22 protein-coding genes are annotated in these 20,406 nt (G+C 46.1%); 15 read left to right on the top strand and 7 right to left on the bottom strand.

The genetic code is table 11. The features are described from left to right. Positions 1-17: 17 nt before the first annotated feature. Positions 18-1,142 (bottom strand): ROK family transcriptional regulator, encoded by a 1,125-nt coding sequence (locus tag ACVA58_RS09335; protein ID WP_446510173.1) that lies wholly within the window; start codon positions 1,140-1,142, stop codon positions 18-20. A gap of 14 nt (positions 1,143-1,156) precedes the next feature. Continuing rightward, positions 1,157-1,987: a glycerophosphodiester phosphodiesterase gene (locus tag ACVA58_RS09330; RefSeq protein WP_446510172.1), complete on the bottom strand. Its 831-nt coding sequence runs from the start codon at positions 1,985-1,987 to the stop codon at positions 1,157-1,159. A 237-nt stretch (positions 1,988-2,224) separates the two neighbouring features. Here ACVA58_RS09330 and ACVA58_RS09325 point away from each other — a divergent pair, with 237 nt between their 5' ends. The 4 genes from ACVA58_RS09325 to ACVA58_RS09310 are packed head-to-tail and all read left to right on the top strand — an operon-like array spanning position 2,225 to position 6,114. Next, on the top strand, positions 2,225-3,295 hold the full coding sequence (locus ACVA58_RS09325) for an ABC transporter ATP-binding protein (RefSeq protein ID WP_446510171.1): 1,071 nt from the start codon (positions 2,225-2,227) through the stop codon (positions 3,293-3,295). Then, positions 3,292-4,161 carry an ABC transporter permease gene (locus tag ACVA58_RS09320; protein WP_446510170.1) on the top strand — a complete coding sequence of 290 codons (870 nt, stop codon included), beginning with the start codon at positions 3,292-3,294 and terminating at the stop codon, positions 4,159-4,161. The genes ACVA58_RS09325 and ACVA58_RS09320 overlap by 4 nt, the downstream gene beginning before the upstream one ends. Then, positions 4,158-5,003, top strand: coding sequence for an ABC transporter permease (locus ACVA58_RS09315; RefSeq protein WP_446510169.1), 846 nt, complete (start codon positions 4,158-4,160; stop codon positions 5,001-5,003). The genes ACVA58_RS09320 and ACVA58_RS09315 overlap by 4 nt, the downstream gene beginning before the upstream one ends. 13 nt (positions 5,004-5,016) lie before the next feature. Next, complete coding sequence (locus tag ACVA58_RS09310; protein WP_446510168.1) at positions 5,017-6,114, top strand: extracellular solute-binding protein; 1,098 nt, start codon at positions 5,017-5,019, stop codon at positions 6,112-6,114. Between the two features lie 361 nt (positions 6,115-6,475). Here ACVA58_RS09310 and ACVA58_RS09305 read toward each other — a convergent pair whose 3' ends face one another. Next, positions 6,476-7,192, bottom strand: a complete 717-nt coding sequence (locus ACVA58_RS09305) for a hypothetical protein (protein ID WP_446510167.1) — start codon at positions 7,190-7,192, stop codon at positions 6,476-6,478. A gap of 366 nt (positions 7,193-7,558) precedes the next feature. Between ACVA58_RS09305 and ACVA58_RS09300 the strand changes: the two genes are divergently transcribed. From ACVA58_RS09300 to ACVA58_RS09265, 8 genes are all read left to right on the top strand, one after another. Further along, positions 7,559-7,711, top strand: a complete 153-nt coding sequence (locus ACVA58_RS09300; RefSeq protein WP_446510166.1) for a hypothetical protein — start codon at positions 7,559-7,561, stop codon at positions 7,709-7,711. A gap of 635 nt (positions 7,712-8,346) precedes the next feature. Continuing rightward, positions 8,347-8,691, top strand: a complete 345-nt coding sequence (locus tag ACVA58_RS09295; RefSeq protein ID WP_446510435.1) for a carboxymuconolactone decarboxylase family protein — start codon at positions 8,347-8,349, stop codon at positions 8,689-8,691. Between the two features lie 105 nt (positions 8,692-8,796). Then, positions 8,797-9,162 carry a helix-turn-helix domain-containing protein gene (locus ACVA58_RS09290; protein ID WP_446510165.1) on the top strand — a complete coding sequence of 122 codons (366 nt, stop codon included), beginning with the start codon at positions 8,797-8,799 and terminating at the stop codon, positions 9,160-9,162. Between the two features lie 318 nt (positions 9,163-9,480). Further along, positions 9,481-9,795: a hypothetical protein gene (locus ACVA58_RS09285; protein ID WP_446510164.1), complete on the top strand. Its 315-nt coding sequence runs from the start codon at positions 9,481-9,483 to the stop codon at positions 9,793-9,795. 26 nt (positions 9,796-9,821) lie between these two features. Continuing rightward, positions 9,822-10,817: a dihydroxyacetone kinase subunit DhaK gene (locus ACVA58_RS09280; RefSeq protein WP_446510163.1), complete on the top strand. Its 996-nt coding sequence runs from the start codon at positions 9,822-9,824 to the stop codon at positions 10,815-10,817. A gap of 107 nt (positions 10,818-10,924) precedes the next feature. Beyond that, positions 10,925-11,581: a dihydroxyacetone kinase subunit L gene (locus ACVA58_RS09275; RefSeq protein WP_446510162.1), complete on the top strand. Its 657-nt coding sequence runs from the start codon at positions 10,925-10,927 to the stop codon at positions 11,579-11,581. Then, entirely contained in the window at positions 11,574-12,458 is an 885-nt protein-coding gene (gene lsrF, locus ACVA58_RS09270; protein ID WP_446510161.1) for a 3-hydroxy-5-phosphonooxypentane-2,4-dione thiolase, read from the top strand. Before ACVA58_RS09275 ends, lsrF begins: the two co-directional genes overlap by 8 nt. A gap of 12 nt (positions 12,459-12,470) precedes the next feature. Continuing rightward, positions 12,471-13,037 (top strand): DUF1097 domain-containing protein, encoded by a 567-nt coding sequence (locus ACVA58_RS09265; RefSeq protein ID WP_446510160.1) that lies wholly within the window; start codon positions 12,471-12,473, stop codon positions 13,035-13,037. Positions 13,038-13,103: 66 nt separating this feature from the next. Here the strand turns inward: ACVA58_RS09265 and ACVA58_RS09260 are convergent, their stop codons facing one another. Continuing rightward, a complete protein-coding gene (locus ACVA58_RS09260) occupies positions 13,104-14,159 on the bottom strand; it encodes an alcohol dehydrogenase family protein (RefSeq protein ID WP_446510159.1) in 1,056 nt (351 codons plus the stop codon). Positions 14,160-14,410: 251 nt separating this feature from the next. Between ACVA58_RS09260 and ACVA58_RS09255 the strand changes: the two genes are divergently transcribed. Further along, a complete protein-coding gene (locus ACVA58_RS09255; RefSeq protein ID WP_446510158.1) occupies positions 14,411-15,565 on the top strand; it encodes a Na+/H+ antiporter NhaA in 1,155 nt (384 codons plus the stop codon). 89 nt (positions 15,566-15,654) lie between these two features. Here ACVA58_RS09255 and ACVA58_RS09250 read toward each other — a convergent pair whose 3' ends face one another. Then, entirely contained in the window at positions 15,655-17,097 is a 1,443-nt protein-coding gene (locus ACVA58_RS09250; RefSeq protein WP_446510157.1) for an amidohydrolase family protein, read from the bottom strand. 202 nt (positions 17,098-17,299) lie between these two features. Here ACVA58_RS09250 and ACVA58_RS09245 point away from each other — a divergent pair, with 202 nt between their 5' ends. Continuing rightward, positions 17,300-17,680: a thiol-disulfide oxidoreductase DCC family protein gene (locus tag ACVA58_RS09245; protein WP_446510156.1), complete on the top strand. Its 381-nt coding sequence runs from the start codon at positions 17,300-17,302 to the stop codon at positions 17,678-17,680. Between the two features lie 23 nt (positions 17,681-17,703). On the opposite strand, the gene ACVA58_RS09240 is transcribed toward ACVA58_RS09245, so the two are convergent. Both ACVA58_RS09240 and ACVA58_RS09235 read right to left on the bottom strand, forming a co-directional pair. Further along, the gene (locus ACVA58_RS09240; RefSeq protein ID WP_446510155.1) at positions 17,704-18,165 is read right to left on the bottom strand and encodes a hypothetical protein; all 462 of its coding nucleotides are present in this window, start codon (positions 18,163-18,165) and stop codon (positions 17,704-17,706) included. 53 nt (positions 18,166-18,218) lie between these two features. Continuing rightward, positions 18,219-19,271 (bottom strand): LacI family DNA-binding transcriptional regulator, encoded by a 1,053-nt coding sequence (locus ACVA58_RS09235; protein WP_446510154.1) that lies wholly within the window; start codon positions 19,269-19,271, stop codon positions 18,219-18,221. A 171-nt stretch (positions 19,272-19,442) separates the two neighbouring features. Between ACVA58_RS09235 and ACVA58_RS09230 the strand changes: the two genes are divergently transcribed. Continuing rightward, the gene (locus ACVA58_RS09230) at positions 19,443-20,339 is read left to right on the top strand and encodes an alpha-galactosidase (protein ID WP_446510153.1); all 897 of its coding nucleotides are present in this window, start codon (positions 19,443-19,445) and stop codon (positions 20,337-20,339) included. The last annotated feature ends 67 nt before the right edge of the window (positions 20,340-20,406 follow it).

The raw sequence follows: 20,406 nt of genomic DNA, 5'->3' as shown, positions 1-20,406 counted from the left end.
TGTTCCAGTGACGTTATTTATATTCCTAGCGTGCGGAATACCGGGTACATACAGGCCCCATAGGTATTCAGCGACGTCCCCACTTTAGTTGGGGATAAACGGGCTATTGGGTAATCTCGCTCAAAGGTGGCCCAGTGGGCTGCCAAGTCCATTTCATCGATTAAAAGCTGGCTCAAGTGGGCAGGGCATTCGCCGGCAATAACCACACAATCAGGATCGAGCCAACCAACGGTTAGCATGATTAAGGGTTTTAGCTGCAGTGCTGCATGTTCAACCCAAGCTTTGACGACTGGATTTGAGCAATCAGGGATGCTGTTTGGATCTTGGATTGGGTAACCGGCATCATTCAATTGCTTGAGCAATCCACGAATAGTGGGTTTCTTTTCTTCGCCTATCACGCTGAAGTAGGTACCGATTTCCCCCGCATTTTGGCGGCTTCCGCGATAGAGCTTACCGTTAACGATAGCGCCACCACCGACACCATGGCCTAGTTCAAGAAGTACCATATTTTTCACATCCGGCCAGCGGCCAGAATAGTACTCACCGACTACGGCAGCGTTACAGTCGTTGTCGATCCATACTGGCCAGTCGAAGTATTTTCCGAACTGGTCGGCAAGCGGTTCATTACGCCAGTGGGCAAGTGCATCGATAGTGTGCACACACTTGCGATCCCCTTTGGCGGGACCCGGCATCGACACCCCGATCCCCAGAATACGCGCATGTTGGAGTTTGTGTTTATCGACCAGGTTGCGGATTTCGGCTTGGATATTGTCCAACACCTCACCAATCGGCGAATCTTCTTGGTATTGAAGGCTGATCATATCGACCAGTTCGCCACAGAAATTGGCAAGACCAATATCGATACGTTGGATATGAAAAGCAATGCCAAACGAGAAGGCTGCATACGGGTTTAGCTCTAACGGAATGATCGGCTGACCACGACCAATGCGCACCCTGGCTCCCTCTTTGATCAAATTCATTGCCAATAGCTCTTTGGAAATACTGGTTACACTGCCGCTGCGCAGCCCCGTCAGCTCGACGATTTTTGCCCTAGGTACAGAGCCCTGCTGGCGACAAGTGGCCAGTAGTTTCTTCTGTCCCGGGGTTAGTTCAAGTTGAACGGGTGTGATTGGGTGCAACATAGCTTTGTATTTCCTTAAATGGCTTCTAAACCAGCTTCATGTACCAGACGCTTCAACATGGCAATATCATCGTGGCTCAACATGTCGATTAAGCCGCTCTTTATCCAGTCGATGATTTCACTGTGAACATCGTAGCCATAATACTGATTAAACCATTGGGTGGCCTCTATATTTTTGTCTTTATTTGGTAAATAGAGGCGGGTTGATAGCCCTGCGTCTTTATAAGATTGCAAGATTGCTTTGGTGGTATACGGATACTCCACACAAACACTGTCGGCATTTGAAGCTAATACAGCACCAAGTTGATCGGCGTATTGGGCGAGGGTCACGACTTGGATTTTCAAGTTTGGTACCAGCGCTTTGGCGCGATTCACAAGGCTGTGGTCAAAACCTAACAACACCATTTGACCAAGTCCCTGCGGGTAGCGATGTAAAAGATCGGCGAGTCCTGTGGCAAATTGTTGGTGGCGACGGCGCTGTTTAGCTTCGACAACCAAACCGATGTTATGGGTAATGGCCCATTTCAATACTTCTTCAAAGGTACTGATCTGAGTACCTGTATACACCTCATCAAACCACCCTCCGAAATCAAGCGTTTGTAGCTCAGCGAGGGTCATTTGCTCAACATAGCCAGTTCCGTTAGACGTGCGATCGACGCTTGGATCATGGATAACCACCAATTGATCATCGCACGTCATCGCTATGTCTATCTCGATACAGCTTGTTCCCTTATCCAGTGCACTTTGAAATGCCGGCATGGTGTTTTCCGGACACACCAAGCAATCACCACGGTGGGGGTTGATCAATACCTGACCTTGACTGGCAGTATGAAAGTTGAAAGCCATTACGCCCTATTAAACTATCTAAAAAAGTTTAATAAAGATTAAACCCTTACTCATCACCTTGTCAATGTGATGACCATCTCAAAAAGACAAAAAACAAAATTCAATTAAAATCAGCGTCTTATGATAATTGTAGTGATCTGAGTGTGATTTTTAGGCAAATCTTATCGCTTGGAAATAATTTTGAAATAAACTAAAAATAGTCTATTAGAAAAATTAAACTTTTTAATAAAGGTTAATATGAGCATCTTAGAGTTACGTTCAATCACAAAAAGCTACGGTGACTTTTTCGCGTCGAAAGACATCTCATTCGAAGTGAAGAAAGGCGATTTTGTTACATTGCTAGGTCCAAGTGGCTGCGGTAAAACTACCTTATTAAAAATGATTGGCGGCTTCCAAACCCCGACAGCAGGTGACATTCTGATTAATCAGAAGGTGGTAACGAACGTGCCGCCGGAAAAACGTGAAACTGCAATGTGTTTCCAGTCTTATGCATTGTTCCCGCACCTAAGCGTGTCACATAACATCTGCTTTGGTATGGTACAGCAGAAGATCGACAAGCGAGAGCAGCACCAGAGACTGGCTGATATTCTTGAGCAAGTTGGGCTGATGGATCACAAGGATAAGTTGCCAAGTCAGTTGTCGGGTGGTCAGCAGCAGCGTGTCGCTTTGGCCCGCGCAATGGTCACTCGTCCTGATATCATCTTGTTTGATGAACCCTTGTCTAACCTTGATGCAAAAATGCGTGAAGGGGTGCGTTTTGAGATCAAAGAGCTCCAGCGCAAGCATAACCTGACGTCAATCTACGTGACCCATGATCAGGCAGAAGCCTTGGCAATGAGTGACCGTATTGTGGTGCTCAATCATGGAAAAATTGAACAAATTGGTACGCCGGAAGATATCTATTATCGTCCTAATAGCCGTTTTGTGGCTGATTTCATTGGCGCAGCAAACATACATACCGCTTTTGCTGAGGAGATGGAAGTACCTGAAAGCTACACCATCAGTTGCAATATGGGTGAGCTGGATGTTCAGTCAGAAACTGCTCCTCGTGGGCAGCAAGTATATATTTGCTGGCGTCCGGAAGATGCCGAACTTTGTAAAGAAGGCGAGCCAAACAGCTTTGCGGTAACGGTTGACTCAACGGCATTCCAAGGCAATAACCTGGATGTATTTGGTTGGGTAGGGGCAATGCAAGATCAGAAGGTACGTTTGCAGCTCAGCGGCCGTGTGACTGCCCGCAGCGGTGATGTACTTCATGTGAAAATTCCAGCCCACTGCATTCGCTTCCTCGAAGAGGTGGGTGCATGAACCTCAAACCTTATTTGCTGCTGATCCCCGGGGTCGGCACCATTACCTTGCTAATGGGAAGCGCCCTCTATGTCGTCGTGGCACAGAGCTTTGGCATGTTTAGCATGATGGGCGAATCCAATCCGACGGTTGAGTACTGGGTTACTATGCTTAATGACCCTATTCTTTGGCGTTCGGTAAGTTATTCCCTACGAACTTCAATCTTAGGTACCTTAGGTGCCGTGACACTGGCCTATCCCATTGCGCTGTGGCTCCAGAAAGATGTACCGGGAAAACCCGCTATCATCGGGGTACTTCGTGCGCCGATGTTCGTCCCTGGTCTCGTTGCGGCTTTCCTGATGATGAATGTGATTGCCTACCATGGCATCTTCAATGAGTTGCTATTGATGCTCGGGGTGATAGATAAGCCAATGCGCTTGGCGAACGATGATTTCGGCTGGAGCATTGTGGTACTTCAGATCTGGAAGAACCTGCCATTTGCACTGATTTTGATCACCGGGGCGATTGCCAGTATTCGTGGCGATTTGCTCGATGCAGCACTCGATCTGGGAGCGACACGTTGGTCACGTTTTAAAAGTGTGATTTTCCCGCTAACTATTCCAGCCCTGCAAGCGGCGTCTATTTTGGTGTTTATTGGTGCTCTGGGGGATTTCTCATTCGCCGCAGTTGCCGGCTCTCGCAGTAGTTATTCGCTGGCGATGCTGATGAATATTACCGCGACCCAATACTACGAATGGGAAAACTCAGCGGTGATCGCCATGGTTATCATGATCCTGGCTGGTATTTCTGCTGTGGTACTGACGTTACTCACACAACCTTTCGCAACGCGTAAGAAACCCGTTATCCACCCGGAGGCAATCAAATGAACCGTTTAAGACAACTGTCGAATACTCAGTTGGTAATGGCGATTTCGATCGGCTTCTTTGTACTGGTGAATATCGTTTGGTTGGGTGTCCCGTTCGCGATGGCCATTCTTTGGTCGCTGGTGGACCCGGCTCACCCATGGAGCTATCCGGATATTTTCCCGCAGGTACTGTCTTTTGGCCGCTGGGCGGAAGTATGGAATAACACCTCGTTACCTGAGGCGTTGCGTAACAGTTATACCGTTGCCCCGGCTGTGGCTTTGCTGACAATTACACTGGCGATGCCGACGGCATATGCCTTTGGCCGAATGGAGTTCAAGGGCAAGAAAATTGCCGAAATGGTGTCATTGCTCCCGATGGTGATGCCATCAATGATTCTGGCGGTTTTCTTCAGTGCGATGCTGTTGGAGCTGGGTTTGACCGACCCGTATATCAATATCGTCATTGCCCACACGGTATTGGCACTGCCCTACGCAATCCGTATTTTGTCGGCAGGATTCAAGGCCATCCCGCAGGATTTGATTGATGCATGTGCTGATATGGGGACGGGCAAGATTGGCACCTTCAAGCATGCGTTCTTGCCGATGCTTAAACCGAGCTTGCTGGCTTCGACCATTTTCTGCTTGGTGATCAGTATCGAAGAGTTCAACATGGCCTTCGTACTGGGCGCTCCAGATTTTATTACGGTTCCAACTATCTTGTATTCGTTTTTGGGTTACTCCTTTATTCGTCCGGATGCCGCTGTGGTGTCTCTGATTCTGGTGATCCCGAATGTATTACTTATGCTTTTAATTGAACGATTATTGAAAGGAAATTACCTGTCGCAATCTACGGGTAAAGCTTAATTCAGAGGATATTATGAAGAGAACATTGTTATCAGTGCTGTTAGCCGCCACTTCATTCTCAGCAATGGCCTACGACGTAAACCAGATGAGCTGGGAAGAAATTGAGGCACAGGCAAAAGAAGAAGGTTCTATCACTTTCTCTGTCTGGTATTTACAGCCATCATGGCGACAGTTCGTGGCGTCATTTGAGGAAGATACGGGCATTAAAGTGCGTATTCCTGAAGGGACTCACGATGGCAACCGTAATAAGTTACAGGCTGAAAGCCGCCGCGACAAAGGCTCAATGGATGTTGTTGCTTTAGGGCCGACAGCACTCAAAACGTTCAATATTGATAATACGTTGCTGAAACTCGAGAAACTACCGAGCTTCGACAAACTGCAAATTAATGCTGAAGGTGTAAACAGCCAAGGCTATGGGGTGACTTTTTGGGGCAACCAGACGGGTATTGCGTATGATTCCGGCCGTATTGATGAAGCGGATTTACCACAGACCTTTAGCGACGTGGAAAGCTACATTCAAGACAACCCACAAAACTTTGGGGTGAATGATCCCAACGGCGGTGGTGCTGGCCTACGCTTCATTGAGTCAACGATTCGCCATGTGAACGGCAACTTTGAAATGACCGAGAAGCCGGACCCTCAGGTCGTGAAGTCATGGTCAAAAACATGGGATTGGTATCAGTTGAACAAGGAAGATATCCTGATTACGGCATCCAACGCTGATAGTCTGACCCGTATTAATGACGGTGAAATTATTATGGCACCGGCATGGGAAGATCATCTTGCTGGCTTGCAGAAACGTGGTGCAATCACTGACCGTATTAAGTTCTACATCCCTGAGTTTGGTATGTCCGGTGGTGGTAACTTCGTGACCGTTGCGAAGAACAGCCAGAATAAAGCAGCAGCGTTGGTTTTCATCAACTGGCTGACTTCACCTGAAGTACAGACTGCACTTAATGTTGAATTTGGCTCGGCTCCACAGCATCCAGATGCGGATTCTTCAAAATCACTACTATCACAAGAAATGCGTGATCGTGCGACGGAACCATTTAACTCTGAATATAGTGCGATGCTAAAACGACAGTTCACACGAAATGTATTGATGCGTTAATTGTTCATTCAGTTTCATTATATTTAAAGGCCATTTGCGTTTGCAGATGGCCTTGTTCTATTTATCTATACATAATTTAAATAAATTTGCGATTGTGTTTGGTAGGGGGAGTTAATTATTAGTGAAGATTTCTTTATATAGAAAGGATTTATCTTTGAGATAAAAACTGGATGTTGTCATAGAGTAAATAGTAAGAGTGAGATTATTTACTCTCTTTAGTATATTACTCAGATATAAACAACAACCAGTTTGATATAAACAAGTGTTTAGTTATTAAGGTGTGGCGATACCGTGATTTTCAAGGAAAGCCAGTAGCAACACTTGGTTTACATTTGTGATGTGCTGATAGTATTAGATAAGCTTACTTTTGGGTTGCTTCATTAATCAAGTTTGTACGCTCATTGGCACTGCGATTACTTAACTCATGCATGACAAATGTTTGTACATCACGGGTCCAAGCTTGGCCTGATTGCTCATCGTAATCGTGTGGCAATGCAATACCTGCTGGGGCATAGGCATCTATTCCCATTGCTTTCGACGTGGAAATTGTACGTAGGCTATGTTCATAGAAACCGACAACAACAGCTTTTCCTAAGTCACCGCCAGACAGTTTCACTGCTTCTTGAGCCACACCATTAGTACTTAGATAAGTCAATGTACCATCAGCGGCGATATGAGGATTGATGGATGTTAAGTGTTCAGCGGGAATGCGATCGCCAATAGACTGAGCAATTTCCCATTGAGCATAAACCGGTTTACCTGTTTCTTCGTAAATATCTACAACCGTGTCGGCTAACGCTTCATTCATTGGTCCTGGCACTTGATTACCATTTTCAAGCACACGGTTACCAAATGCATAGGCTAAAATACTGTCTGCTTCTTTTAGTGGCAGCTCTTCGCCTTTCCATGTTAAAAGATTGTTCATGATAAATTCAGAGGTATAAGCAGCAACATCTTTATTTTCTAATTGAATTTCTAACTTCTTAGTGATTGCTTCCTGTAGTTCGGCATCACTCATTGCAAATGCTGGTGTAACAAATGTTGTTGCCAATAGTGTTGACAGTAATAGTTTTTTCATTTTATATCTCTGTTGTGTTTTGCGATGGATTTTATAATGTGTCATGAGTATATCAGAAGACTAATTATAGGATTTAATATTCATTTGGTTTTGTGCTGAAGATCTTATTTGAAATTTCTGAATAAATTAACAAGGCGAGAGGTGAATTATTTGTTTTTATTTTAATTGACTTAAGTTGAATGATTAAGGTGTGATTATTGGTGGTGTGAATAATACAATCATAAAATATTAAACTTATTAGTGTGTTTTAAACTATTATCATAAACTAAAGAATAAATGTTGTTTTTTATTTGATCTTTGTCAGTTATATGAAATCCCTATCACGACCCTGATAGGGATTGGTTTTTATTAGCGGTACTTACCATTTTGTTTGCGATTGCCACCGATGATACGGGCTCATTCCTCAGCCGTCGTTGGAACGGTTGCTACATCGTTAACCATCCGTTCTTCCTTCCGGGCATGCTAGGCATTGTCGCTGCGGTACCATTCGGTTTTGTGCTGGCGAATGTGCTGGTTTAGTGAAATAGACTGAGTTGTATAGCCTAGTGAAGAAAGCCCCATGTGATTATATTGCTGGGGCTTTTCGTTGTAGTCGAGGTTTAGAGATGCCTACCATCAGGAATTTTTAGGCACAACTGGGTTAGATTAGTTCTCGTTGCTGAAATTGTAGTGGATGAAGCCAGCTGCTCCAGAGAGCAAAGTAGCGAGTGTAAAAATAATAAATCCCATATGTTTCTCCCTTCAAGGTCAAAAACTAAATACCTTGAAAACATCATGTCATATCAGGTTCAGAGCCGGTAAGGTCTAGTTATCACTTTTTGATAGATTTATCATCAGTGGCTCGTTACAGTTCACAAAATCGATATTTTTAACTATTAATAGTGGCAAAATTGGTCCTCTAGTGGCGTTTTATCTTGGTTAGTGGCGAAATGATGAAATCAATCAATTGACCTTAAATCAATCTATGACTCAATAGGGAGAATGAGTAACCCCTTGGGTAAGTATTTCTTATGCTTGTTTGTCGTTGTTGGCAAAATAGTGAAATTGAGTTGGCAATGTGGCTGATGTAAACTTGCCTATTTTATTGATTTGTTTGATTAAAATATAAACATTGGCTCGAAGTAAATAACATGAAAAATCGATATTTAAGTGGCATGGACAAACTAAATGAACTTGATCCTGACGCTGTTGAATCTATGACTGAACACTTCAGTGAAATTTGCCCAGATCTTGCCAGGTACACCATCGAGTACCCGTTTGGCGATGTACTTCAACGAGAAGGGCTCGACTTCAAAACCCGTGAACTAGCTACAATCGCCGCGTTAACGGCGATGGGTAATTGCCAGCCACAGCTTAAGGGGCATATCAAAGGCGCACTCAATATTGGCTGCTCGCAAAAAGAAATCACAGAGATAATCTTACAAATGTCAGTTTATGCTGGTTTCCCTGCTGCAATAAACGGTATGAACGCTGCCAAGGAAGTGTTTGAAGGTAGTTGAATAGTCGACTGACGCTCCCTCACGTTTTTGTTTTTCTATTAATGGCTTAGTCCTTAATCAGTGATATAAGTTTCATTGTATTGTTTTAAAAATTGTGGGGGTGATATGTATCGGCAGCTTACGGAAGAGAACCGCTTACAAATTTGGGCACTGAGGAAAGAAGGGAAAAATCAATCCCAGATCTCGAGGATATTAAGTATCCACCGCTCTACGATTAGCCGTGAGCTTGCTCGGAATTCTGGCCCTTACGGCTATGAGCCGCAGCTGGCGAATAAAATGGCCCGATACCGCAAACAATTCCACCAACAAGTCGTCGAGAAACAATATGGGGAGCTGCTTGGCAAACTCCACCAAATGGGATTAAACAAGGAAGAATGTCAACGATTCATTCTTCACTACCATCCTGAATTGGATATGGAACAACTTAATCAGTTAATCGAGACATACGAAAATAGCAAAATAAATTCGTAAATGAGATAAGGCTCTCATGTTGCACTTGCCCTTATAACTATTCCGATATGGGGGAAAATACTGATGTTGCACTTGCCCAATAATACGAGTCAACACTGAGCATTTTTATTGCGGATGTTGTTGCACTTGCTCGTGCCTCCAATGACATGTTAACTGTTGCACTTGCCTATTTATAAAAAAACACAAACATTAAGCTATTGTTTTTAGTGGTTTTTATGTTGATTGTATATGTTGATGGATATCACATCATTTCATCCTTTGCCTCCCTATAGTTGATTTGTCCGATAGCTAAAACACCATCAATCAATGGAGGTTAAGATGAAAAAATTCAATCATGTTGGGATCCCGTCGCCTATTGAGCACCCCGATGAATCTTTTAATCCTGATATTAGCCTGTATACCACCGATTTTGAAATGAGTGAAAACCGTATCGAATGGTTGCGCTTTTTAGAAGATAGTCCTTTGCCTGACGTGCTGAAAAATACTGCCCATGTGGCGTATGAGGTTGATGACCTAGATAAAGCGATTGAAGGTAAGGATATTTTGCTTGAGCCATTTAGTCCGAATGAGTCTTTGCGTGTCGCCTTTATCATGGAAGACGAAGCGCCAGTTGAATTAATGCAGTACTGCTAATATCACCGCATAAAAGGATATCGACTATGAAGAAGTTTATTAATAACCCTGAGAATATCACTTCTGAGTTGCTACAAGGATTTGCATTAAGTTACCCCAATCAAGTGCGTGTGGTGGAGGATAAAATCGTTACCCGTGCGGTGCCCAAAGACCAAGATAAGGTGGCTATTGTGACACTCGGTGGAGCTGGCCATGAACCTGCCATTAGTGGTTTTGTTGGTGAGGGGATGCTTGATTTCTCTGTGGTCGGCGACATCTTTGCCGCGCCCGGCGCACCCAAAGTATTTGAGGCGCTAAAGTTAGCCAATCGACCTGCCGGTATACTTTTTGTGGTGTTGAACCATGAAGGGGATGTTATGGCCGCCAAAATGGCGATGGAAATGGCCAAGCGTGAAAACATCAACGTCAAAATGCTGCTCACTCATGAAGATATCAGTGCGGGACTGAATACTGATATCAAAGACCGACGCGGTCTGGTGGGGTGTGTACCCGTGTATAAAATCGCTGGGGCTGCTGCTGAAGCAGGACTTCCTCTTGATGAAGTTTACCGAATTGCCGATGCATTTAACGAGAATATGGCGACCTTGGCAGTTGCCATGAGCAATGCGACCCATCCACAATCAGGGATGGCGATAGGTGATCTTCCCGAAGATGAAATGGAAATCGGTATGGGTCAGCATGGCGAAGGTGGCGGTGGCAGAATGAAAATTCGTTCAGCAGATGACACGGCCAATATCATGCTAGATCAATTATGTGCCGCAATTGATGCTAAGTCAGGCGATGATTTGATGCTGATGATTAATGGTACAGGGGCAACCACTTTGATGGAAATGTTTATTGTCAGCCGTGCCTGCCATATCAAGCTTAAGGAGGGCGGTATTTCAATTCGCCGAAGCAAGATTGACGAACTACTGACAGTGCAAGAAATGGCCGGTTTTCAAATGTGTGTCGCTAAATTCAATCAAGAAACCCTCTCTTATTGGGATAGGCCATGTAATACCCCGTACTGGTGTCAACACTAAGTCTACTTTGGTTTTGTGCTAGGTAAGACACCTGGCACTTCTTTTAAAAATAATCAGTTATGTATCGAAAGGTGCAGGGGATCTTTTGGCCTGTAAAGGTGACAAAAATGAAGACATTAAATCAAAAGTTATTATTTAGCATGTTGTTATCAGCTGCGGAAGATATTCGGGGCGCGGTGCCACTACTGAATGATCTAGATGGTCAAACCGGTGATGGAGATCATGGTACCACCATGCTCAGGGTATCCAAATGTATTGATAAGGCGTTGAAAAACAACAATGACCCAGACTGGCAGAAAACCATAGACGATATGGGCTGGTCCATTATGAGTCAAGATGGTGGTTCAGCCGGAATGTTAATAGGCAATCTGTTTTGCGGCTTGGCCACTGGCCTAATTAAACCTGAACTCACACCGCAGCAAACGGCGACAGCCTTCAGGAATGGACTTGATAAGCTTGCTTATTTCAGCGGCGCGAAAGCTGGTGATAAAACTTTGTTGGATGCGCTTATCCCAGCGGTTGAAGCGATGGAACAATTGGCATTGGATTCCGAGGATATCGCTGCCATGTTCTTGAGCGCAGCCAAGGCATCTCAAAGCGGAGCTGAAAGCACGAAGGCGATGAAACCGGCTAGGGGGCGGGCGAAGAATATGGGAGAGAAAGCCATTGGGTTTGTTGACCCGGGGGCAACCAGTATTTCGATCCTGTTCAATTCTTTTTCCAATCAGATAAATGCCACGAATAAGGAAGAATGTTATGGCTGACAAAGATGGAATGGTACTGGCGAAAGAATATGGCTTGGACCGCCCTCCCGTGACAGAGGCATTACATGTAAAAGGCATGGATCATGTCGATTGGGGGATGAAAGACAGGTTGAGCCGTATATTTCGACCGGAGACGGGCAAAACAGTGATGCTGGCCTTTGACCATGGCTACATTATGGGGGCAACGGCTGGGTTGGAGCGTCTCGATTTGTCTATTAACCCGTTGGCACCGTATGCCGATGCCTTGATGGCGACCCGTGGCGCGCTCAGAACCTGTATACAGCCCAATCATAATAAACCGGTGATCCTTCGTGCCACTGCGGGGAGCACTGTGCTCAAAGAGGATATGAGCTGGGAAGTATCCGGTGTCGATATAGATGATGCGGTGCGGATCAATGCCTCTTGCCTTGCTGTACAAGCATTTGTCGGTGCTAATGGTGAATGCCGCAGCTTGGAAAATATTGTTCGCACCGTAGATAGTGGCGCTCGTTACGGTATTCCGACTCTGGGGGTTACGGCAGTGGGCAAGGAGATGGAGCGTACTCCTCGTTATTTCATGCTGGCGACCCGAGTGCTGGCGGAATTAGGTGCCCATATTGTCAAAACGTATTATTGCGATGACTTTGAAAAGGTCACGGCGGCTTGCCCGGTTCCTATTGTTGTGGCAGGAGGCAAGAAAACGTCTGAAATGGATGCCCTGACCTTAGCCTACAAAGCCATACAGGATGGTGCTGCCGGGGTGGATATGGGGCGTAATGTGTTCCAGTCCGATTGCCCGGTTGGCATGCTAAGGGCGATCAGTGCCATTGTCCATGATGGGCTGACACCGCCGCAGGGGTTTGACCTATACCAATCAGTGAAAAGCCAGTTGGCATAAGGAGAATACGCTATGAACTGGAGTAAGTTTATTGTTATCCCGATTATGGTTGCGACTTTAGCGTTTACTATTCAAGGGCTCGATCAGGTACTGTTTGGACTCATCCCCGTTGCCGATAATGTAGGGTTTGGCTGGATAGCCTTTATCTCCTGGGCCATGTACTTCATGGCGGGTTGTACCTTGGACGGTGGGAAGAAGGTCTTTTGCAACTATGTGACCGGTATTGTCGCGTCAGTTGCGATTATGCTTCTAGGCGGGGCTTTGGGAGGCTTGGGGTTCTTTGCTTTCCCAGTTGCGGTATTCGTTGTGGTGATTCCTTGCATCTGCCTGGAGCGCATTCCGCCGTTTGATTTTGTGCCAGCGTTGTTTGTTGGGGCCGGTATATTCTTTGGCTTTATGTCTTATGTGCCGGGAGCGACCTTTGCGACAGCGGCAATCACCGAATTGGTGTATTGCGTTATAGGCCTTGGCTACGGCTGGATGACTGTTACTCTTAGGGGAAAATACGAAGCATCGCTTCATTTGCCGGCACAGAAAACTTCGGCTGAGGAGCCTTCTACACGCAACGTATCGACCTAAAAAGAGTATAAAGTGGAAATAATTGTCAGGCCTGCTCGTGTGAGCAGGCCTTTATCACGTTAATACCTAAGAGGGTAGCAACACAAAGTTCCCTACATGTTTCTTCTCAAGAAATTCCTGCTGGGCGGTGGCAATCTCTTCGAGCGGGAAGGTCTTGGCCAAAAGCGGTTGGATTTCGCCTCTTTCGATGTAGCCGATTAGGTTAGGGAACACCGGGGTATCCCAAGCGGTTGTTCCAATAAGGGTTATGTCCTTGAGGTACATATCCCGCATGTCCAAATCAACCACTGGCCCGGCAATAGCGCCGGATGAAACCAGGCGGCCGCCGCGTTTAAGCAGCTTGAGCATGGTCGGGAATTGCTTGCCAGCGACATTGTCGACCACTAAGTCGATACTGTTTTCGCCTAGCAGACTTATCAGATCATCATTGCGACCCAGCAGCTTATCAACGCCCAGTGTCTCAAGTTGCGGGTGTTTATTTCGGCTGGCAATGGCGATAACTTTCGCACCGCGTCGTTTTGCTAGCTGGATAGCAGCAGAGCCTACCCCGCCTGATGCACCGGCGATAAGCACGGTTTCACCTGCCGATAAGTTAGCACGGTGGAGCATGTTCTCTGCCGTGCCGTAGGCGCAGGGGATCGTTGCTAGCTCGGCATCACTCCATTCACACTCGATACTGAAGGCATGCTCAGCTTTTACCTTGATATATTGGGCAAAGGCGCCGTCGAAGTCTGATCCAAGCCAGACATTGTCAAAGTCTTCTCCCCTTTGGCAAGGACGGAGAATCACGCGTTTGCCGATAAGGTGCTGGCTGCTTTCAGCAGCTGACACCACAATGCCACAACAGTCGGTGCCCTGGATAAGCGGAAAGGGCGTGGAAGCATTCCAGCCGCCATCGCTTTTCTGTTGCTGGCTTGATGAGGTGTCGTTGGTTGAGTTGGTAACAGAAGATGAGTACCAACCCAAGCGAGTGTTGATTTCGGTGTTGTTCATGCCGGCGGCATGGACTTTTACCAGTACTTCGTCGTGGTCTGGTGCGGGTAGCGGCACATCTTTATAAACCAGCTGTTCGTAGCCGCCTTGCCCGACAGTAACAATGGCTTTCATCCATTTGGGTTCCATGTGCTTGTGCTCCTAGCGAAAACTAATTCTGCCAAACAATTTATCTGAGTTGGGTATTACCTGCATATATATTATTTATATGCGAATAGGGAGTAAGTTCAGTTGTTCGCTTTATCGTCCAAATACATGTTTTTACAGCGTGATTTGTAAAAGCTGATCTACGGCGCTGTTTCACCGTGCGAGTTGGGCTAAGTTGGATAGGTAAGATCTGTTTCTTCGCCTTGTGGGTTTAGCCTTAAGGAGGGCGGGCTATGGTTCAATCTTTGGGCGTAAAATTACCTTTTACTATTTCCAAGGAGCGGTTTGGTGGCCTGCTCTTGATCTCATGCTGCCTATTTGCCTTTGCTTGGGCAACGCTTCACTTACCGTCTTATACGGCATTTAAACATTTCCCCCTTACAGAAAGTGTTTCATGGCAGCTTTTTGTCAATGACTTTCTGATGGTGCTTTTCTTCTTAATGGTTGGCCTTGAGCTAAGTAACGAAGCAAAGAGTGGGGCATTCAGGACTTTTCGAGCCATATTGCTGCCATTCGCCTCAGCGTGTGCGGGGTTTATTTGTCCTGCGGTGATTTACCTGTTCTTGGTCGGTGGTGTTGCCTCACCGCTAGCTAATGGTTGGGCTATTGTCACCGCAACAGATATAGCATTGGCGCTAGGTTTGCTGTCATTGTGCAGCCGCGTGCCTGTAAGCCTCAAAATGTTCCTGCTTGCGGTGGCTATCTTTGACGATGTGCTAGCGATTATCACGATTGCTTTGTTTTATACCGCTACCGTCGAGATGGTTTATGTGGGGTTGTCTTTATTGATGACCACAGTGATATTCATGCTGTCCTATCGCCAGGTCAAAAGTGTGCTCTTGTATGTAGTGCTTGGTGCTGCCTTGTGGTTTGCATTACTGCAAGCCGGTATCCATCCTGTGCTTGCGGGCGTGGTTATAGGTATTGCCCTTAGCCACAGTGGGTGTGCTATTGACCATAAGACAGAGTCTATCTTGCAGTGGGTAGTAACCTTGCTGGTGCTGCCTTTATTTGCGCTGTCTAACGCAGGGGTATCGCTCTCTGATGCGTTTAGCTCTGTCGGGTTTATAGAGCCCATCGCGGCCTATGTGGCAATGGCGATGCTGTTCGGCAAGCCTTTAGGTGTATTTGGTACGGTGTGGCTAGGAGTTAAATTCAAGTTATTTGAACTGCCGGAAGCGACAAATATGCTGATGGTTTTTGCCATGTCTGTTTTTTGCAGTATTGGCTTAACGCTGTCTCTGTTTATTGGTGAGCTGTCTGGTTTGGAGAGCGGCCATTATAAACTGGGTATTGTATTGGCGGCCTTGATAGCGAGTCTTTTAGGCTTGGTGATAATGTATTTTGCGACCAGCCAGGGCGTGACAAAGGCTAAGGCAGAGAATTAAGCCTACCTTGTGAAGTAATTCATCATGAGCAGGGGAGACATGCCTCACCCTGCTTGATGTTGTTTTTGTATGAATTAGTGCAGTAACTTTTACTGCATCAAGCTCTTTGACTTGATGGCCTTTGTCGAAAGCTCTTTAGCGAACTCGGCGATATCGGCTTCAATTGCCCGTACTGCTTGCTGCATCTCATCCATATCGATGTTTTGGATTTGTCGATCTGCCATCACAATATCGCCGTTGACGATGGTGGTGCTGACATTGCTTGGGTTGGCTTGGTACACCAAGGTTGCGTAGGGGTTATAGTTCGGCATCATGTTTGGCGATTGGGTCTCGACAATGATGATATCTGCTTTCTTCCCCACTTCCAGCGAGCCGACTTGATCTTCCATGTGCAGTGCCCTTGCACCACCAATAGTCGCCAATTCAATCACCTGCTCGGGGATCATAATGGTACGATCGTTGTGCTTGAGGCGCTGCATGTTGGCGGTATAGCTTAGGGTACGCCATAAATCGACTTGGTTTGAACTCATTGGTCCGTCAGTACCTAAACCCAGTCGCAAGCCTTGACGGTACATATCCCATGCTGGGGCAATACCGGTTGCACCTTTGGCGTTGGCCATTGGGTTGTGGGCAACACTGGCGTCAGCTTCTTTGATAAGCTCAATGTCATTCTGATCGAGGTGGATACCGTGGGCGAGAACCATGCGGTTATCCAACACGCCTATTTCTTTTAGCCATGCCACAGGGCTAAGGCGCTGATCGTTACCTTCGATACGTTCGGCTTCATTACCGAATTCGGCAACATGAATTAGGACTGGTGCATCAAGCTTGGCAGAGAGGCGGTTGATCTCCTGTAGTTTTTCTTTTGATACGGTATATACCGCATGCGGAGCGAAGGCTGGGGTGATTAGCGGGTCATTCTGATACTCTTCGATAAACTGGGTGGCATACTCAATACCACCGTAAGGCTCTGGCGCATCAACCACCGGGAATTTAATCACGGTCTCGCCCAATACAGCACGAAGTCCCACTTCCTTGGTCGCTCGGGCCATATCATCGACGTGATAATACATATCGGCATAGGTGGTTACGCCGCTCTGGGCCAGATCAACCGCACCAAGCTTAGTTGCTTGATAGATCAAATCACGGCTGAGTTTTTCTTTTTCAAGCGGGAAGAAGTAGGCAAACAGGCGGTTTTCGATCCCTCCTTCACCTAGGCCGCGAAACGCAATCATCGGTAGATGGTTATGGGTATTGATCATGCCCGGCATAACAATGCCATTTTCAGCGTCAATGATCTCAGGAGCTTGATATCGGCTAAGTAAGCTATCATCACCAACTGCGACGATGGTGTCGTTTTCGATGACAATCACACCATTATCAATCACATCTTTTTGGTCATTGATGGTAAGAACCTGACCATTAGTGATGATCAGGCTGGCGTTGTAATTCGGTTGGGTTTGCGTTTGGTTGAAGGTAGAGCAACCTGCAAGTAAAAGCGCTGCAGTGAGCAGGGAAACGGTGTTTTTCATTGTTGTTTATCGCATCTTGAACAAAGGCGCATGCATTGTAGGAATCATTATTCCAGTTGGCAATCGTTTGCTTGATGGTGTTCGGATAGATTCCATAAAAATGATCGGATATCAAAAAATAGGTATTAGCGCCAAGATAAGCCGTTAATCCAATTCATCGCTTTCAACGTAGAAGATAATGTACGTATGATTGAGGTTTAATATGCTGACAATTTTTTACGACGGCGCTTGTCCTTTGTGCGCGCGGGAGATGGATGCCCTGAAGCGACATGATTCAAGCCATGCTATCCAACTTGAAGATATCCATCAGCCTGGTTTTACCAAGCGTTTTCCTGATGTTGATCCCGCGGCCGCGATGAAAATCCTCCACGGTAATTTGGATGGTAAGGCGTTATTGGGGCTAGATGTGACATACCATGCATGGCGATTGGTGGGGCAGGAGTGGCGAGTGGTTTATCTGCGCTGGCGTTGGCTTAAGCCGTTTGCCGATAGGGCTTATTTGTTCTTTGCTAAACATCGGCAGCAGATTTCTAAAATGTTTGTGCGTAGATCTTCTTGCGATACCAATGCTTGCAATAAATAGATATCTTATCGGAAAGGCTACTTTCAAAAAGTGTCGAAGTTAAACTCGGCTCCATCAAGGCTTAGGCACTTTGGATTGTAAGTCATTATGTCTAATGCCTGTTTCGGGAGCAGTGTCTTGGTTCCGTCGGTATAGGTAATTTCAACCATGTCGATGATAGCGCAGGTGATACTTGCACCTTGCCTCCATTCGTTTTGTTTCCATACTTTCGGCCACATCGGATGCGCGCCAGTTCCTGGTTTTAACTCTTGGTTAAAGTACAACGCTTTCGAGTTGGTTTCTTTACTGTTTCCGATTGGGTTGCCATCTTCCCCATAGGCTTGCACGTGAAAGGTCATCGTTTGGATCTCACGCGACGAGCTATTGCGTAGGTAAACCCGAAAGCCGGTTTCTCCTTGTTTGTTCGTCGATGTAGTGCCGTAGTGGGTAATGGCAATCAGCTTTTGTGGATCGGCCTCGGCGTCTATTTCGAATTGGTTTCTCATTTCGCAGCCTGAAAGAAGAAACATAGAGAGCAAGATGTAGCCTCTATATCTCATCATGATTGTCTGGTTGATTTCAATTGGCTGGAATCTCGGGTGAATAGCTTCGTTGGAATGACATATTCTGGCTTCTGGTCATCCTTGAGTAGGGCATTGATTGTCATTTCTGCCATTGCTTTATAATCTACAGCCACTGAGGAAAGGCTTGGCCTCTGGTAAGAATTAAACGCTATGTTGTCAAAGCCAATAATACCTAGCGACATCAGGTAGCTTTCGTCTTTTTCGCGTAGGCGGTTAATCAGGCCATAGGCAATAATATCCGAGGCACAAAGTACCGCATCGATGCGGTATTTATGGGTGAGCAAGGTGTCAGCGGCCTTTGCGCCCAGCTTTTCAGAGTAACCGCAGTTTATAATCTTCTCAGTGAGAGTGCTCTCTGTCATTGCGCGCCGGTATCCACTTTCACGGCTTCTAGCTGATTGTTTTGCGGGATCTCCGCCAATCAATGCAATATTACGGTAGTCGTTGGCAATAAGGTGTTTAGTGGCAAGGTAAGCACTTTCTTCATCATCGGTGGTGATATTAAACGCTGACTCTAAGGTCGACACTTTTCTGTCGATAGAGGCAATGTTATATCCGGCATCAACCAAGTTATCGATAAAATGGCTGTTGTCGGTTAAACCAAGAAAGACAGCGGCGCAAATTGCTTTGGAGTCGAAATTGTCTTTGATCTGGCGGGCGATTTCCGTTTGATCTTCGTTTTCGTGGATCAACTCAACCATCAGGGAATGATCGTGCAGTTTGGCTGCAAAAATAAAGTGGGAGATGATCCCCATCACGTAAGATGAATCGAGGTTGTCGAGGTTGCCCGCTTCCATGTCATTCTTTGTCGCGTGGATATACAGCGCGACCACCTTCTGCGGTATTCCCTTCAGCACTGAGGCAAACTTGTTCGGCTTGTAATCATGTGCTTCGATGACGGCCAATACTTTCTTCTTGGTGTCTTCCGGAATATCGGGGTAGTTGTTGATCACCTTAGATACGGTACTTCTAGATACGCCAGCCAGTTTTGCAATTTGTGAGCTATTTATCGCTCTCTGATTTTTCATCGTAACTTCAGTAAATTAGAAATCTATCTACCCATAATACAGAATCACGCGACGCAATAATATTCAAAATCATAATGCCTGTCACAAATCACGAACAGCTGTTAGTGGTAGTATTTTGACCAACGAACAGCTGTTCTTTGATTAAAAAGACAATTCCAAGATGGGTCGATTATGAAAAAATTGCTATCAGTCGGTAAGTTCAACGTTTGTCTTGAGGCAGGAAATACTTCTGACTCGCTGCTTTATGGCCTGAGTTCCAGAAGCGAAGGGGATGTCATATTTATCGATATCTCGGTTAAAGCCGAATCTCCGATAGTTTTTCCCGAGTGCAAGCTGGATGTGTCCTGTGACTTGAACGACATGCATTCGTTGTGGACACCTTGCCTGCATGGCCACCCCAAATCTATCAGGAACAAGGGGATCCCTGAGATCTGGACGAATTTTTCAAGCCACATTAGTCATGTTTCGCCGGTTGGCTGTTTTTATAACCTAGAGGGGGAAAACAAAGTCTCCTTTGCATTCTCGGATATGAAGAACATTGTCCGCGTCCATGCGGGGGCTTTTGAGGAAGACAAAGCCGCCAAAATCATCATGCACTTGTTTTCAACGCCGACGGAACCAATGCGGGAGTACCAAGCGACGTTGCGCCTCGACACCAGTATGGTGAATTATCACCAAGCAGTTTCAGGTATAAGCCGTTGGCACGAAGCATTAATGGGCAATACCCAAATGTCGGTTCCACCTGCAGCATTAGAGCCTGTGTATTCAACCTGGTATGCCTTTCATCAGCACTTGTCCCAAGATGAGATTGAAGCGCAATGTAGGGTCGCCGCTGAGATCGGATGTAAAACCATCATTCTTGATGATGGCTGGCAAACAGACGACAGTAATCGAGGTTATAAGTTTTGTGGTGACTGGGAGGTATCAGCCAATCGATTCCCAGATATGGCGGCACATGTAGAGCGCGTTCAAGGCATGGGGATGAAATACATGCTTTGGCTGAGTGTTCCTTTTGTTGGCCGTGGATGTCGAGTCTGGGACGAATTTGAGTCTAGCCTGCTTAATTAGATGGTCCGCCTCACTCCAAAGCCGCTAGGCTTTGGTTTGAGATAATACGGAGGCGAACCATCATGTT

It is taken from the genome of Photobacterium sp. DNB22_13_2, from assembly GCF_052873915.1.
Note: the sequence above shows the minus strand (reverse complement) of the source record. Positions and strands in the feature narration are given on the sequence as shown.

Excerpts from the sequence above, each read along its gene's own strand:
- ACVA58_RS09290 (WP_446510165.1), top strand. The coding sequence starts at position 8,797 with ATGTATCGGCAGCTTACGGAAGAGAACCGCTTACAAATTTGGGCACTG.
- ACVA58_RS09240 (WP_446510155.1), bottom strand. The coding sequence starts at position 18,165 with ATGAGAAACCAATTCGAAATAGACGCCGAGGCCGATCCACAAAAGCTG.
- ACVA58_RS09245 (WP_446510156.1), top strand. The coding sequence starts at position 17,300 with ATGCTGACAATTTTTTACGACGGCGCTTGTCCTTTGTGCGCGCGGGAG.
- ACVA58_RS09255 (WP_446510158.1), top strand. The coding sequence starts at position 14,411 with ATGGTTCAATCTTTGGGCGTAAAATTACCTTTTACTATTTCCAAGGAG.
- ACVA58_RS09325 (WP_446510171.1), top strand. The coding sequence starts at position 2,225 with ATGAGCATCTTAGAGTTACGTTCAATCACAAAAAGCTACGGTGACTTT.
- ACVA58_RS09265 (WP_446510160.1), top strand. The coding sequence starts at position 12,471 with ATGAACTGGAGTAAGTTTATTGTTATCCCGATTATGGTTGCGACTTTA.
- ACVA58_RS09250 (WP_446510157.1), bottom strand. The coding sequence starts at position 17,097 with ATGAAAAACACCGTTTCCCTGCTCACTGCAGCGCTTTTACTTGCAGGT.
- ACVA58_RS09260 (WP_446510159.1), bottom strand. The coding sequence starts at position 14,159 with ATGGAACCCAAATGGATGAAAGCCATTGTTACTGTCGGGCAAGGCGGC.
- ACVA58_RS09320 (WP_446510170.1), top strand. The coding sequence starts at position 3,292 with ATGAACCTCAAACCTTATTTGCTGCTGATCCCCGGGGTCGGCACCATT.
- ACVA58_RS09230 (WP_446510153.1), top strand. The coding sequence starts at position 19,443 with ATGAAAAAATTGCTATCAGTCGGTAAGTTCAACGTTTGTCTTGAGGCA.
- ACVA58_RS09275 (WP_446510162.1), top strand. The coding sequence starts at position 10,925 with ATGAAGACATTAAATCAAAAGTTATTATTTAGCATGTTGTTATCAGCT.
- ACVA58_RS09285 (WP_446510164.1), top strand. The coding sequence starts at position 9,481 with ATGAAAAAATTCAATCATGTTGGGATCCCGTCGCCTATTGAGCACCCC.
- ACVA58_RS09295 (WP_446510435.1), top strand. The coding sequence starts at position 8,347 with ATGGACAAACTAAATGAACTTGATCCTGACGCTGTTGAATCTATGACT.
- ACVA58_RS09280 (WP_446510163.1), top strand. The coding sequence starts at position 9,822 with ATGAAGAAGTTTATTAATAACCCTGAGAATATCACTTCTGAGTTGCTA.
- ACVA58_RS09235 (WP_446510154.1), bottom strand. The coding sequence starts at position 19,271 with ATGAAAAATCAGAGAGCGATAAATAGCTCACAAATTGCAAAACTGGCT.
- ACVA58_RS09305 (WP_446510167.1), bottom strand. The coding sequence starts at position 7,192 with ATGAAAAAACTATTACTGTCAACACTATTGGCAACAACATTTGTTACA.
- lsrF (WP_446510161.1), top strand. The coding sequence starts at position 11,574 with ATGGCTGACAAAGATGGAATGGTACTGGCGAAAGAATATGGCTTGGAC.
- ACVA58_RS09310 (WP_446510168.1), top strand. The coding sequence starts at position 5,017 with ATGAAGAGAACATTGTTATCAGTGCTGTTAGCCGCCACTTCATTCTCA.
- ACVA58_RS09315 (WP_446510169.1), top strand. The coding sequence starts at position 4,158 with ATGAACCGTTTAAGACAACTGTCGAATACTCAGTTGGTAATGGCGATT.
- ACVA58_RS09335 (WP_446510173.1), bottom strand. The coding sequence starts at position 1,142 with ATGTTGCACCCAATCACACCCGTTCAACTTGAACTAACCCCGGGACAG.
- ACVA58_RS09330 (WP_446510172.1), bottom strand. The coding sequence starts at position 1,987 with ATGGCTTTCAACTTTCATACTGCCAGTCAAGGTCAGGTATTGATCAAC.